This is a genomic window from Flavobacterium frigoris (assembly GCF_900111075.1).
In the GTDB taxonomy this organism is placed as follows: Bacteria; Bacteroidota; Bacteroidia; order Flavobacteriales; family Flavobacteriaceae; genus Flavobacterium; species Flavobacterium frigoris.
This window is the reverse complement of record NZ_FOFZ01000001.1, coordinates 414,625-430,176: the sequence shown is the minus strand read 5'-3', so window position 1 is coordinate 430,176 and position 15,552 is coordinate 414,625. Positions and strand designations below refer to the sequence as shown.

At 34.0% G+C, this 15,552-nt stretch carries 9 protein-coding genes; all 9 read right to left on the bottom strand.

The genetic code is table 11. The features are described from left to right. Positions 1–361: 361 nt before the first annotated feature. Positions 362–2,926, bottom strand: coding sequence for a TonB-dependent receptor (locus tag BMW63_RS01785; RefSeq protein ID WP_317040256.1), 2,565 nt, complete (start codon positions 2,924–2,926; stop codon positions 362–364). Between the two features lie 632 nt (positions 2,927–3,558). Then, on the bottom strand, positions 3,559–5,211 hold the full coding sequence (gene pgi, locus BMW63_RS01775; protein WP_074720623.1) for a glucose-6-phosphate isomerase: 1,653 nt from the start codon (positions 5,209–5,211) through the stop codon (positions 3,559–3,561). A 209-nt stretch (positions 5,212–5,420) separates the two neighbouring features. After that, the gene (locus BMW63_RS01770) at positions 5,421–6,653 is read right to left on the bottom strand and encodes a peptidoglycan DD-metalloendopeptidase family protein (protein WP_074720621.1); all 1,233 of its coding nucleotides are present in this window, start codon (positions 6,651–6,653) and stop codon (positions 5,421–5,423) included. Positions 6,654–6,678: 25 nt separating this feature from the next. Then, positions 6,679–7,614 carry a tryptophan 2,3-dioxygenase family protein gene (locus BMW63_RS01765; protein WP_074720619.1) on the bottom strand — a complete coding sequence of 312 codons (936 nt, stop codon included), beginning with the start codon at positions 7,612–7,614 and terminating at the stop codon, positions 6,679–6,681. Continuing rightward, positions 7,614–8,384 carry a DUF3108 domain-containing protein gene (locus tag BMW63_RS01760; protein WP_074720617.1) on the bottom strand — a complete coding sequence of 257 codons (771 nt, stop codon included), beginning with the start codon at positions 8,382–8,384 and terminating at the stop codon, positions 7,614–7,616. Before BMW63_RS01760 ends, BMW63_RS01765 begins: the two co-directional genes overlap by 1 nt. 290 nt (positions 8,385–8,674) lie before the next feature. Further along, positions 8,675–9,835, bottom strand: coding sequence for a 4-hydroxyphenylpyruvate dioxygenase (gene hppD, locus BMW63_RS01755; protein ID WP_074721138.1), 1,161 nt, complete (start codon positions 9,833–9,835; stop codon positions 8,675–8,677). Between the two features lie 191 nt (positions 9,836–10,026). After that, a complete protein-coding gene (locus BMW63_RS01750; protein ID WP_074720615.1) occupies positions 10,027–11,184 on the bottom strand; it encodes a homogentisate 1,2-dioxygenase in 1,158 nt (385 codons plus the stop codon). A gap of 290 nt (positions 11,185–11,474) precedes the next feature. Further along, complete coding sequence (locus tag BMW63_RS01745) at positions 11,475–13,676, bottom strand: patatin-like phospholipase family protein (RefSeq protein ID WP_074720613.1); 2,202 nt, start codon at positions 13,674–13,676, stop codon at positions 11,475–11,477. A gap of 58 nt (positions 13,677–13,734) precedes the next feature. Continuing rightward, positions 13,735–15,534: an excinuclease ABC subunit UvrC gene (gene uvrC / locus BMW63_RS01740; protein WP_074720611.1), complete on the bottom strand. Its 1,800-nt coding sequence runs from the start codon at positions 15,532–15,534 to the stop codon at positions 13,735–13,737. Between the last annotated feature and the right edge of the window lie 18 nt (positions 15,535–15,552).

Here is a 15,552-nt window from a genome sequence, read left to right as displayed (position 1 = left end):
TTTAGCCTCTTTTCGAATTTATTTTGAATATTTTTCAACTAAAATGTTAAAAAACAGCGTTTTTATAGACTAAGCGAAAAAAGGACAATTTCAAAAACTCAAGACTACTTATAAAATAAAAAGAGCCTTGATTTAAATTTAAATCAAGGCTCTTAGAGCGCTACTTTCCAACAATAAATCCGACTTTTTATGAATCCTACTTGCTGAAACAAAAAAAAGCAGATGATTACTCATCTGCTTTTTTACTTATTTATACTGGATTAATCTTGTAAATGAATTGCCTTATCTTATACTGAGTTACAAACTCATTAGCCAAGACATAGCACTTAATCCAGGAATTAAATTCTATTTTTATGAACTACTAGAAGTTATAACGAACGCTAAAATTCCAAGTTCGTCCGTATCCGTAAAAACCTCTATTATCAGAGTTAAGTCCCCTAACGGTAGTGTCCCCAGGATTTGCAGTGATAGCTGACGCTAATTCAGAAATATATACTTCATCAAAAACATTATTCACGTTCAATCTTAAAAACACAGAGTTTTGTTTATTACTACCTGTTAAAATTTTATAAGATAACCCAGAATCTACCACGTCATAACTTGGTAACTCTAAATTATTTTTAACAGCTCCAACATTTGAATATAATTTACTGTAATTTCTCCAATCAGCATCAACAGAAAATCTTGGAAGTATCTCATATTTAGCACCCAATCCAAGAGTTGTTTGAGCAGCATCTCCAACTTTTCCACCATCTACATCAACGTTAGCGCTACTTAGTATATTTCTATCTTCATCTCTAACTGTGATTACTGAATTTCCAACAAATTGGTAATCTCCAAATGAAGCAAAACCTGTAATATCAAGATTATTCATAAGCTTAGCAACAAAATCTAATTCAATTCCAGTATGCAATTGCTCAACACCTTCATTAGTTTTGTATTGTAAAACACTATTTACTTCGGATGAAGTTGAAGTAACCCTATCTTTCCAAGAAGTTCTAAAAGCATTGATGCTCCCTGAAAGGAATTTAGAACTATAATTGTAACCTAATTCTAAACCTAATATCTTTTCGTTCTTAGTTAATGGATTAACGTCATTACCAAAATTTAAATAAATATTATCATGGTAAGGTTGTCTTGAATAATATCCTGCATTAGCATAAAAAGAACCTACTTGTTCAATTTTATAACTAGCCCCACCTTTAACATTATAACCTACATTGTTCACGTTCTCTGCATCTTGATTACCTGGAACATAACCATATCTGTCTGTACGAGTATGCGCTTGATTTGAGATAGCACCTTGGAAAAAACTAGAAAAATTATCTTTTGCATATTCTATTTGAGAAAAGAATCCGCCGTAAGTAATTGTTTCACTATAATCCCATTGGTACCTGTTTTTTTCATCTGCATAATTCGTTAATACTGAATAGCGATTATTTGTAAATGTTTCAGAGATTTGATTGTTTGGATTGTTAAGGCTGTACTTATCCAAATAATAATCAGCACCAAGTAAGTTAATAATTTGTCTAAAGTGAATTCCTTTATAAGTTCTTAAATCAAGACCCATATTAAAGTCAATATTTTCAGTTAAAGCGGTTCTGAAATTACTTACCAGACCGTACCACTCATGATTATTAACAGAGTTGCGTAAAGCCATAGTTGAAGCACCAGTAGTACTTGCTTCGTTAGCAGCTACAATCGCATCGTAATCAACATGTCCGTCAGCTGTTCTTTTTGGACTTGCTCCCACAGATCCTACACTACCACCTCTTCCCCATGAAGCGTATAATACCGTTGACAAACTAGATTTATCATTAATGTTAAAATCCCAGTTCAAGTTAGCAACAGGTTTATGATAGTAATTACCGGCTGTAGCTACATATTTTCCATTTAAAACACCTCCATTATCATTGTATTTTCTACCATAAGTTTCGTATACACTTAACTTCTTACCATAATTTTGATCGTGTTCTTGTGGAGCACCTGTCAATAGAAAATTAAAATTATGATTTTCGTTAGCTTTGAATCCAACAGAAATAAAATACACTTCACCTTGTCCAGCAGTTCCATCATTATAACCATCACCTTGCCAGTGAGATAACAAAACGCTTGTTCCCCAGCCACTTTTGCTCATTCCTGTGTTATACGCGGCTGTAGTTTTATAATAGTTGTCATTTGCAACACCTACTGAAGCAAAACCACCTTCTTTTTTATCAGTGGCTTTAGTTACAAAATTAACAGTTCCTCCAACAGAAGAAATTGCTAATTTAGAAGAACCTAAACCTCTTTGAATTTGAACTGCATTGGCAACATCAGACATTCCAGACCAGTTAGACCAGTATACTTTACCATCCTCCATTCCATTTATAGGCTGACCGTTTAATAAGAATGCGGTATTGTCTTGCGCGAATCCACGAACGCTAATTCTAGAATCTCCAAATCCACCTGCTTGACCTGCAACGTATACAGAAGGAGTGTTCACAAGAACTTGTGTAATGTCAGAAGTACCAATTTTAGCTTGAATTTCTTCGGCTCTAATAGTCGAAACAGCAATAGGTGTTTTTCTACCTTGAGCGATATCGATAATACCTTTACCAATAACAACAATCTCACTCAATTCATTAGAATTAGCAGTTAAAACGATAGTTCCTAAATCTTTAGTAACACCAGTTGCCACTGAAAATTTGACTGTTTTAGGTTCGAAACCGATAAAAGAAATAACCAATTCTCCAGCATCAACCGTTGTATTAATTGAGAATTTACCATCAAAATCTGCAGAAACGCCGACTTTACTTCCTTTGATAGCAACATTTGCACCAGGTAATGAGCCTTGTCCATCAGTAATCGTTCCCGTAACTTTCCCTTGAGAAAATGCACTAGTAACCATTAAAAACAGTACTCCAGAGAATAACCAATTTTTCATTGTCTTCATTTTTTGTTATTTATTATTTTGAGCAAAATTATAACAATTTTAACTAAAAGAGTTAAGACAATGTTAAGAAAGTAATTTATTCGAATTAAGCGAATTTATTAAATTAATATTTTTTCCTTAAAAAAAAACAAATTAATACACTTTAACATGATTAATTGTTAATATCTATTATTTAATGCAAAAAAAATACAAATGCTTGAAAAATGCTAAAGGCCGAATTTTTAACTAAAATCACATCTTCTTACTGTACTAAAAAAGGGCTTATTTCTCAAAAAAAGGTGCAAAATAAACATCATTGTACTATTTTAAATAACCTATTCTTAAGAACTGTATTTCAAATCAAATTTCCATGTTCTTCTACAGTAAAAATTAATAACGATGGATTTACCAATTCATTTACCATTGAGCGTCGCTATCCATCTGCATAAAAAAGTCATGTTTTTAATGCTTTACGATTATAGTCAAACAAAACTGCAAGAACACCATCTGATTAACAGCTTGTAACTAGGGCGTTACAAATAAAAAGCCCTTATTTTAAAAAAAACAAGGGCTTTAAATAATATCGGTTTCAATGAAAAACTCACAGAAACAACCCTCAGAATCGTTTCTTTAATCTCTCAATTCTACTTATTCTTCAAGTAATAATCCAATAGGAACGCAGTTGAACAGTCATGCTTTTTAATTTCTTTCGAATTAAGCTCGTCCAGAATGGAATTAGCTAATTGTTTTCCTAGCTCCACTCCCCATTGGTCAAAACTAAAAATATTCCAAATTACTCCTTGCACAAAGATTTTATGTTCGTATAGTGCAATCAACGACCCTAATGATTTAGGAGTTAATTTTTCTATTAAAATCGTATTCGTAGGCTTATTACCTGCAAAAACTTTAAAAGGCAATAAAAACTTTGCTCTCTCAGCATCAAGTCCTTGGACATCAAATTCAGACTGTACCTTTTCTACTGTTTTTCCATGCATTAACGCTTCCGTTTGTGCAAAATAGTTAGACATCAGTTTATCATGATGATCTTGATCGCCATACAACGGCTTTACAAAACCAATAAAATCAGAAGGGATTAACTTCGTTCCCTGATGAATTAGTTGAAAAAAAGCATGTTGTGCATTAGTTCCTGGTTCTCCCCAAATAATAGTTCCTGTCTCATAATTAACGGGATTCCCATCTCTACCCACACTTTTACCATTACTTTCCATGGTACCCTGTTGTAAATAAGGAACTAATTTTTGAAGGTATTGTGTATAAGGAATCAAAGCTTCGCTTTCAGCTCCAAAGAAATTATTATACCAGATGCTCAATAAAGCAAGAACAACTGGCATATTTTGATCAAAGTCGGCACTTTCAAAATGGTCGTCCATTTCATTTGCACCACTTAACAACTCATCAAAATTATCAAAACCTACCGCCAAACTGATGGTTAATCCCACGGCGCTCCATAATGAAAAACGCCCACCAACCCAATCCCACATAGGGAAAACATTGTCTGGATTTATTCCAAAGTCAGTCACTTTTTGAATATTGGTGGAAACAGCCACAAAATGTTTGGCTATATCCTCTTGCGTTGTTCCAAACTCTTGAGATAAAAACCATCTTTTTATCGTTTCAGAATTTGTTAATGTCTCTTGTGTAGTAAATGTTTTAGATACAACAACAAAAAGAGTTGTTTCTGGATTTAGCTTTTTTATAATTTCATTTACATGATCTCCATCTATATTAGAAACAAAATGAACATTCAACTGATTTTTATAAAACTGCAATGCCTCAACTACCATTGCTGGGCCTAAATCAGAACCTCCAATACCAATATTTACAATATCAGTAAAAGGTTTTCCTGTATATCCCGTTCTTTCTCCTGCTATTATTTCATTCGAAAAAGCTTTAATCTTTCTTTTTACATCATAAATTTCGGGAACTACATTTTGTCCATTTACATTTATAACCGCAGATTCTTTTGCTCTTAAGGCAGTATGTAGTACTGCTCTGTTTTCGGTTTGATTAATGATCTCTCCTTCAAAATAATCTAAAATTGCCTTTTTTAAACCTACTTCATTAGCCAATTCCAATAAGAGGTCCATAGTATCTTGATTTATAATGTTTTTCGAGTAATCAAGTAGAAAATCATTCCATTTCAAGTTAAACTTTGCTGTTCGAGTATCGTCCATTTGAAACATCTCCTGCATGGTAGCGTTTTGCATTTCGCCAAAGTGACTTTGCAGTTTTTTCCAAGATTCTGTCTGTGTAGGGTTTATTGTGTCTAAAGCCATTTTTTTTAGTTCAAGTATTAATGCTGTTTTGACAAAAATACTGAAATTAGTTTTAATTGATTAGTGCTTTTAATTTATATCACAATTTAACAAAAATCAGAAAGATATCATTACGCTAACAAGAAGGGAGCACAATTATTTACAGTAAATAATTGTGCTCCCTAATAAATTAACCTTCTATAAACTAAATCAAAAAAAAACCTTTTGACCTATAAATTCCCAATACTGTCTAACTCAAATTTCAATGGTGCAATTATCTTTAAATAACGAGCTTTATTTGCACTATTCATCGGTTCTCCTCCTGGCAGCTTTAACTTTAGAGCATCAACTTGCTTTCCATTTTTCCAAAAACGATAACAAACATGTGGCCCTGTCGCTAAACCTGTACTTCCTACTCGACCAATGACGTCTCCTTGATTTACATGTTGGCCACGTCGAACCAAAATTTTTGACATATGTAAGTATTGAGTAGAATACGTACCATTGTGTTTCACCTTTACATAGTTACCATTTCCTGCAGTATACCCTGTTCTTTCAACCGTCCCTGAGGCAGTAGTCGTAATTGGCGTTCCTGTTGGGGCAGCATAATCGGTTCCTTTATGTGCTTTCCATCTGTGTTGTACCGGATGATATCTATTCATTGAAAACCGTGACGTCAATCTGCTGAATTTAATGGGGGCTTTAAGAAAGAAATTCTTTAAGGTTTTTCCTTCCTCATCATAATATCCTACTTTCCCAGAGGCGCCATTTTGAGCGTAAGGGAATGCATAAATAATTTTGCCTTTGTATTCGAAAAAAGAAGCTTCTAGATTTTCTACACCATTGTAAACAGAATCATTTATAAACCTTTCTGTAAAAGTAAGCGCGAACCGGTCCCCTTTCTTCAATTTAAAAAAGTCAATAGACCATGAATATATTTTTGTGATTCTATTTGCTAGAGCAGCCTCTACTCCAGAATTTCCTAAAGTTTCAGACAATGACCCTTTTAATACTCCTCCTATAGTTCTTCTTCTGATTGTAATGGGTCTCGTTTTCTTGTAAGCCACCACCGTAGTATCCCTAAAATCAAACACATAATAACTCAAAGCATCCGGTTGGTACACAAAAACCTGTAGTTTATTTGTTTTATCTTTTGACCTAAGCATCGTGTAAGCCCGGTTAGGTCTAATATAGCGAACATTAAAAGTATCTCTCACACTGTTTACAATATCAAATACTTTACGGTCACCGATGTTTTGTTTACTTATTATTGTACCAAAATTATCTCCCCTTTTAATAGTATCCTGAACGACATTAAATTCAGAATAATTAAATCCAAAATCAGAATTCTCTGCTAGCGGTTTAACGGTTTTAACTTTAGTCTTTACTTCTAGTTTATTATTGGATTTATTGCAGGATAGTATTGATACTAATACTATAAAAATTATTACTACTTGCTTCAAACCGTCTTTTCTTTTTTAATTCAACTTAAATTTCTACACCCCAGTTCGCCAATTCATCAGCGCTCCATAACTCTGGAAAAAATATCCTCCGCTGGTATTTGGGGTGCATGTATTTTTTCCAATCACTTCCTCCCGTTGCCTCTCCAGTACCTTTCCCGCTTTGGTCAATGTATTTAATGGCCACATTCAAATGCTGCATAACCCAAGTAATATTGACAGTATGGTCAAAATGACGCATTGCTTGTATCAACTCAGGATTTTTCTGGTCACTATCTGGAAGTTGTTTGAACTTCTGCCAGATATTAATGGAGTTATACTCCTCCATGTGGTCCAAGAATGTTTTTTTATATTTTTTTTCAAATTCTTCTAACAAGTAGGACTTCTTACCGGTCGCATAGTCTTTACCCGCTGCTTGCCAATATAAATGTTCAAAAGCATGTTCATAAGGCGTATTTCGATCGATAGAACCTCTGTACCTATTGTCAATAAGATTAATCAAATCTGTAGAAGAAAATTCAATTAATCGATACTGAGCGCTTTGAAAACCACTCGCTGGAGTTAAAGTATTTCTAAACTTCATATATTGTTCTACTTCCATACCATTTTCCATAATACTGAAAGAAGTAGTAAGCATATCAAAATAACGACTGATTCTCATTAATCTTTCTGCGAAAAATTCAGTTTTAATATTTTGACAATAGGAAATTTGATTCATCTCCCAAAGAATCATCTTAAAGATCAATTCATTCACTTGATGATACATGATAAAAACCATTTCATCTGGAAGCGTTGTCCTTTGCGTTTGCATATTTAATAAGGCATCGGTCTGGATATAGTCCCAATAGGTAATGGGTTTAGACCAAAGCAATCCTTCTAAGTGCGTTTCTGTTTTTTGGTCGATGGATGCATATTTTTGCTCAATTTTGTTTAAAATAGCTTCTGCATTCTCACTAATGTTCATTATCTTTTTATTTTAAATGGATTGTTTAGTCCTTTAAATGCGTCTAAGTCTGCTTTTATGGATCCCACGGCTAAGTCTGCTTTTATTCGAATAGGCAATCTATTATTATCGTCTGAAATCCAGACCGTTAGGCTCTCTTGTTCTTTAAAAACACGACCTGATTGCACCATAGGTTTAAAGACCATGGATGACACCACGCCAAATTTAGTTGTAATATCTTCACGACCTGCAAACTTTAACTTAAATTTTGTGGTTTCATCATCAATAAACATATTGATGATAACCGACTCCCCAGGGTTGATTTTATCAATATTAGGGTAATTTCTTAAATAGTAGAACGCCGATAAAATGTCTTGAGTATTTTTTGGAGTAACAAAAGTTTTTTCGTTTCTATTTTTATAATCTTTTACCAAAACATTATTAGCTGATTGATTAAAAAACCCTTCTTGACTTTTAATGTATCCTCCTTCATTAATCTTCCTTACATACTGAAGCGGATTACCGGATTCCTTATCGATATAGCTTTCATACAAGTCGTCCACTTTAAAAAAAAAGCGGGACATCCCTGTTGTATAACCTTTACCAATAACATGGAACGTTTTCTTATTGTTTATCACTGCGTCCTTGACTTCTAGCGTTGCATATCCTGCATTTACAAAACCATAATGGATTCGGAATTTAAACCATTCACCCACATCGTAAGCATCTTCTTGAGGAGAATCGAAACTTACTGTTAATATCAATAATAAGAATAGTATAAATTTTTTCATAACGTACTTTGTCTGTTTATTGACTCCAGTTGCAAATTCTGTTCCAAATATATTAAAACAAAAAAACTCAGTCAAATAATGACTGAGTTTTTATGCTATTAACTAACCAAAAAACTATAAATTATGAAATTTATATCAATACGGAAGGAAACCACCCCTTCCATTTTGCGAGTGCAAAGGTAAGCAACAAAACTACATTTTTTATCAAAAAATAAAGTTTAACATATCATTCACAAAATATCATCTAATTCGATAGTTATTTTTTCACATAATGCAAAAAAAATGTGTTTTTACAACGTTCCTCGCAATGCTTGCTCACGCTCTATAGACTCAAATAAAGCTTTAAAGTTACCCGCTCCAAAACCTTTAGCACCCATTCTTTGAATAATTTCAAAAAACAAAGTAGGTCTGTCTTGTACAGGTTTTGTAAATATTTGTAATAAATACCCTTCTTCATCTGCATCTACCATAATGGCTAGCTTCTCTATTTCATTTAAATCCTCTTTCATCATTTTCATGTGGTCTCCCAATCGTTCTGGAATCGCCTGATAATACGTATGAGGAGGGGCAGATAAAAATTCCACACCTCTAGCCTTTAACTCACTCACCGTTTTAATGATATCATCAGTTGCGATAGCTATGTGCTGTATTCCTGGTCCACCATAAAAATCAAGGTATTCCTCGATTTGTGATTTTTTCTTTCCTTCTGCAGGTTCGTTAATTGGAAACTTAATACGTCCATTTCCATTAGACATTACCTTACTCATCAAGGCTGAGTATTCTGTATTAATTTGTTTGTCATCAAAAGAAAGGAAATTTACAAATCCCATTACCTCTTCGTAGAACTTCACCCAGGTATTCATTTCATTCCAACCAACATTCCCTACCATATGGTCAATGTATTTTAACCCGGTTGGTTCCGGATTATAATCTGATTTCCATTCTTTATATCCAGGTAAGAAAACACCTTTGTAATTTTTACGTTCCACAAAAATATGCACGGTTTCTCCGTAGGTATAAATCCCAGAACGCACCACTTCTCCATGCTCATCTTTTTCAACTGTAGGCTCCATAAAAGAACGAGCACCACGCTTCATTGTTTCTTCGTAAGCACTAGTTGCGTCTTCTACCCAAAGAGCTGCTACTTTCACTCCATCGCCATGTTTTCTCAAATGTTCATGTATAGGAGAATCCTGAGTTAAGGGTGTCGTAAGAACAATACGTATCTTATCTTGTTTCAACACATAAGAGGTTCTGTCTCTCACTCCTGTCTCTAAGCCTGCATAAGCTAATGACTGGTATCCAAAAGCCGTTTTATAATAATGTGCTGATTGTTTTGCGTTTCCTACATAGAATTCTACATAATCGGTCCCTAATAAAGGAAGGAAATCTTGTGCTCCTTCAAATATTTTCTCTAATCCGTATTCTACTGATTTTACTTCTTTTGCCATGATGTTTATTTTTTGTCTTTCGGTTTTTTTATGACCGAAAATGTTGTTTATTGTTCTTAAGCCTAGCCCTGATGGAAGCGACATCCTTTATATTTTTTCTTTAAAAAAATAAAGATATAGCGCACAGCAGGAAATTGCTTCTAATTAAATTTAAAATATAGCAAGTGAGATTGCGTCGTTCCTCGCAATGACTATTCTACCCACGACTTGTAATACTCACCATCATCGATTCCCATTGCTTCTTCTGTTACCATAAGCGTTCTAAAAGTATCCACCATTACAGCCAACTCATGTGTTTCCTTATGACCAATGCTTCTTTCCATTGCTCCAGGTGCCGGGCCGTGTGGAATTCCTTTTGGGTGTAATGTAATATGTCCTTGCTCGATATTATTTCTACTCATAAAATCACCGTCGACGTAATACAATACCTCATCGCTATCCACATTACTGTGATTATAGGGAGCAGGAATTGCTTTTGGATGGTAATCGTACAACCTTGGTACAAATGAACAGATCACAAAAGTGGATGTTTCAAATGTTTGGTGTACCGGTGGCGGTTGATGAACGCGTCCTGTTATTGGTTCGAAATTATGAATGCTGAATCCGTACGGAAAATTGTAGCCATCCCAACCCACTACGTCAAAAGGATGCGTGGCATAAACAACTTCATGCATCGTTCCTTCTTTTTTTATTTTGATAAGAAAGTCTCCTTTTTCATCGTGAGTTTCCAATTCATTTGGCAAAATAAAATCGCGTTCACAAAATGGAGAGTGTTCTAGATGCTGACCTGATTCGTTCTTATAACGTTTTGGCGTATAAATTGGGGCAAAAGATTCGACATACAACAAGCGATTTATTGATGTTTCAAAATCAATTTGATAGATAATCCCTCTGGGAATGATCAGGTAATCTCCGTACTCAAATGGGATATTTCCCATCATGGTGCGCAATTTCCCTTTCCCTTTGTGAATGAAAATCATTTCATCAGCATCGGCATTTTTATAAAAATACTGCCGCAATGATTTCTTGGGTGCTGCTAACCCTATCGTGCAATCTTTATTGACAAGCAACGCTTTACGACTATCTAAAAAATCATCTTCGGCTTTTAGATCAAATCCTTTTAACAATAAAGATTTAATGTTTTTACCAATGGCAATCTTAGGCTCGACAGAATAAGACTTAATAATTTCTTTTACTTGTGTAGGTCGGTGAACGTGATACAACAAGGCAGAATTTCCATGAAAACCCTCTGTTCCAAATAGTTGTTCGTAATAAAAACCGCCTTCAGGTTTTTCAAATTGCGTGTGTCTTTTTTGAGGGAAAGTCCCCAATTTGTGATATAACGGCATGATTAATTAAAATTAGAAGATTAGAAAATGAAATAATTAGAAAACGAAACCTCTTTCCTAACTATAACGATAGTACAGATTTAGACAATGACACATTAAGACCATTTTCTCAATTAATAAAATCCAACGAGACAATTTAAATACATTATCTAATTCCTAATTGACCTCATCATCTAAAGTACTTCTTACTCAGGATTTCTCTTGATGAGGAATTGCAGATAATCTAATAAACCTAGCCATTTTGTTTTCATTGTAACAAATATCGGAATTTTTATTGATATACATTAAATTTAAAATAAAAATCCAATACTAAACCACGTGTATCCTTTTTTGGTTTCTGGAGACCAGCTGTGTTTAATTTCTACAGGACCGATGATGGTTTCCAAACCATATCCGAAAGCATAACCTGAATATTTAGGTAGCGAAACCCATCCAACAGATTCAAACATTCTATCTCCCAAGTTCGCGAAATTTGCAGAAAAATTCAAATGATTTTTTTTATAAAACTCATAGTCGATGGTCGCTGTCGACTTGATATAGCTATTTGCTGCTAAACTTAAAAAATCATAACCATAAAAATGCCTGAAATTATTGACTTGATTGTAGCCGTACCCTCCCAAAACAAAATTGAAAAAGGTAACACTTTCATTTCCAAATGAAAAACCGGCTTCTGTTTGAATTTTAACTGTAGCATTTCTAAAGATTTTTGTAGCAAATCCAAAATCAGTTTTTGCAATTGAAAACTGGTTAAACGTATTTGTATAGTCAGATGAAACTACAAAAGATTGTATATCTCCAGAAAAATACCATCCTTTTTTAGGAAAAAACTTGTTATCAAAAGAATCGTAATTCAAATAACCAAAAAGACTTACATAACTACTTTTATCGATTATAGGATTGCTATTAGCCAATGTCCCAGAATTAATTTTTAGAAATTTATATTCTAAACCTCCTCCAATAAGAAATTTTTGAACAAATAAAGATTGAAAATAAACCTGATTTGTCACATCGGAAAAATCCACATTAATTGAATTGACACCCAAAGTTTCAAAGTCTAAATTACTTATTGCCCTGTTTATATTTTTATTGAATTGATTGAAATAAGATTTAAATCCAAAACTAAGATTGTACCCGTTTTCGATATAATAGCCAAAATTATATCTGAAGTTGTCCCCAAGTGCAATATCTAGCGATGCAACATCATTTTTAAACAATGTTTTTTTACGGGTTAAGTTAACCAAGATAGCACTCTTAAACAAACCGTCATAATGCAAGCCGAATTTTAAATAGGATTTTGTTTTATTTTCTTTCAACATAAGATTCAAATCGTCGTCTTGACGGTTTGGCTCCAGCGTATAATTAATAGCCCTGAAATTTTCTGTCGCATTAATATTATTCATCCCTGCTTCTAACTGCTTGTATGAAATTTTAGTTCTGGGTTTAAATCTTAATTTCCCAATCACATAGTCATTGGTATAATTATCTAATTCATCACAATTTATATTTGCTATTTGCAAACTATCTGTTGAAATTCTTAATTTGGGTTTTTGATACTTATTTAAATCCCCTACTAATGCTTCTATTTTTTCATACACTGCAAATGTGGCTTCCTCTCCTTTTATAATAATCTCTTTCCCTTTATCAAATGATATAACTCCATAATCCGTAATGTCGGGTTTAATATAAATATCCGTTTTAGTTATACTTTCCTTCATTTTTTCTATCGAATGAAGATTTGTAATTTGAACCAAAATTTTAGTAGCGTCTTTGAGTGAATTTCGGTCTCTTAAATCATCTTGCACGTCCACACCGATGATTATATCTGCACCCAATTTCCTTACTTCATCAATAGGGTAATTATTAGTCACTCCTCCATCTACGAGGAGCTTCCCATCTATTTCTACTGGAGAAAATAAGGACGGAAATGCGGAGCTGGCGATCATTGCCTGCGCCAGATTCCCTTTATTTAACAAAACTTCTTTCCCTGTTTCAATATCAGTAGCGATGCATAAAAACGGAATTGGCAAATTATTAAAGTCCCTTACATGCCTTACGTGCCTTGTTATCCTACTTAATAAATTAAAATTATACATTCCTTTCGAAAGTGCCTCTGGTATTCCTATTTTAAATTTATTAAATGGTAGCACAAGTGCGTACAATTCATCGTTTTTTTTCTCGTAAAAGTTTTTAGAAGATCTTGGAATGAAATCATTTATCAATTCATCAAAATTGGTTGCTTGAAATATTGAGTCAATTTGAGCTGCGGTATATCCTGAAGCATAGAGACCGCCAACAACCGAACCCATACTGGTACCGCCAATATAATCGATTTTTAACCCTGCTTCTTCCAGCACTTTCAAAACCCCTATATGCGCAAACCCTTTGGCCCCACCGCCACTTAAAACCAAGCCTACTTTTGGTCTGTTCTGCTCTTGTGAAAACAAGCTCAAACAACTAAATAAAACAAAAAGTAAAAGGAGTTGTTTTTTCATAAAAAGCATGGGTTTTTTAATGGTATTCCTGTTTATTTAATTAATATTTAGCTTAACGTCATTCCGTTACCATCTTGTAAAAGTCGACAATTTTTTTGGCTTTTGAAACACCTATAACGTCAGAAATTTCTTTTTCGGTTGCTAATTTCAATCTCTTAACACTTTTAAAATGCTGTATTAAAGACAACATGGTTTTTTCGCCAATTCCAGGAATGGATTCTATCGAAGAATTTAGTGCCGCTTTACTCCTTTGATCTCTGTGATGGGTAATTCCAAATCGATGCGCTTCATTTCGCAATTGCTGAATTACTTTCAAGGTTTCTGATTTTTTATCTAAATATAAAGGAACTGAATCTCCTGGATAAAATAATTCCTCCAACCTCTTGGCTATACCAATTATTGCTATTTTCCCTCTCAACCCTAAATCATCAATGCTTTTTAGCGCCGCAGATAGTTGTCCTTTTCCCCCATCAATAATAATCAACTGTGGCAAAGACTGGTTTTCATCCAATAGCCTTTTATACCTACGATATACTACTTCGGTCATTGACGCAAAATCATCAGGCCCTACAACAGTTTTTATATTAAAATGACGATAGTCTTTCTTACTTGGTTTACCATCCTTAAAAACTACGCAAGCAGCAACTGGATTAGTCCCTTGAATATTGGAGTTATCAAAACATTCAATGTGTCTTGGTTCAAATGACAGTCGCAAATCTTTTTTCATCTGCGCCATAATTCTATTGGTATGCCTATCTGGATCTACAATTTGCAATTGTTTCAATTGTTCGATTCTGTAAAACTTCGCATTTCGAACAGAAAGATCCAAAATTTGTTTTTTATCTCCTAATTGCGGAACTGTTACTTTTAAATTTTCCCCCAAATCTACCGGAAACGGGACAATAACTTCCCGAGATAATAATTGGAAACGCTCTCGGAGTTCTATTATAGCCAATTCTAATAATTCCGCATCCGTTTCCTCTAGTTTTTTCTTGATTTCCATAGTATGCGAGCGAATGATCGAACCGTGTGAAATTTGTAAAAAATTCACATAACCGGCACTTTCGTCAGAAACGATTGAAAAGACATCAATATTAGTAATCTTTGGATTTACGATAGTGGAGCGAGACTGATAATTCTCAAGCACTTCAATTTTCTCCTTTATCTTCTGCGCTTCTTCAAAATGCATATCTTGGGCTAATTCCATCATGACTCTTTTGAAGTCTTTCATGCTTTCTTTGAAATTTCCTTTCAGTATTTCTCGAATGGCATCCACCTGCTTTTGATAATTTTCTAAAGATTCATATCCCTCGCAAGGCCCTTTACAATTCCCAATATGGTATTCGAGGCAAACCTTAAATTTGCCGCTTTCAATATTTGATTTGCTTAGATCATAGTTACACGTCCGTAGTGGATACAGTTCTTTTATTAACTCCAGGATTGTATTCACCGTCTTAAAACTCGTGTAAGGCCCAAAATATTCCGAACCATCCTTTACCATTCTTCTGGTGGCAAAAATTCGAGCAAAAGGTTCTTTTTTTATACACAACCACGGATAGCTTTTATCATCCCGAAGCAATACATTATATCGCGGTTGCAACGTTTTTATAAGATTATTTTCTAACAGTAGTGCATCTGTTTCTGTAGGAACCACGATGTGTTTTATGGTTACAATCTTTTTTACCAATACATTGGTTTTGGCAGTATCATGAATTTTATTGAAATAGGAAGAAACTCTTTTTTTTAGATTCTTGGCTTTCCCAACATACAAGATTTTTCCATCCTTATCATAATATTGATATACGCCGGGACCATCAGGTAAGGTTTGTATTTGAAGTGCTAGAGTTGGGTTTTGCATTATAATTTTATTTCACAA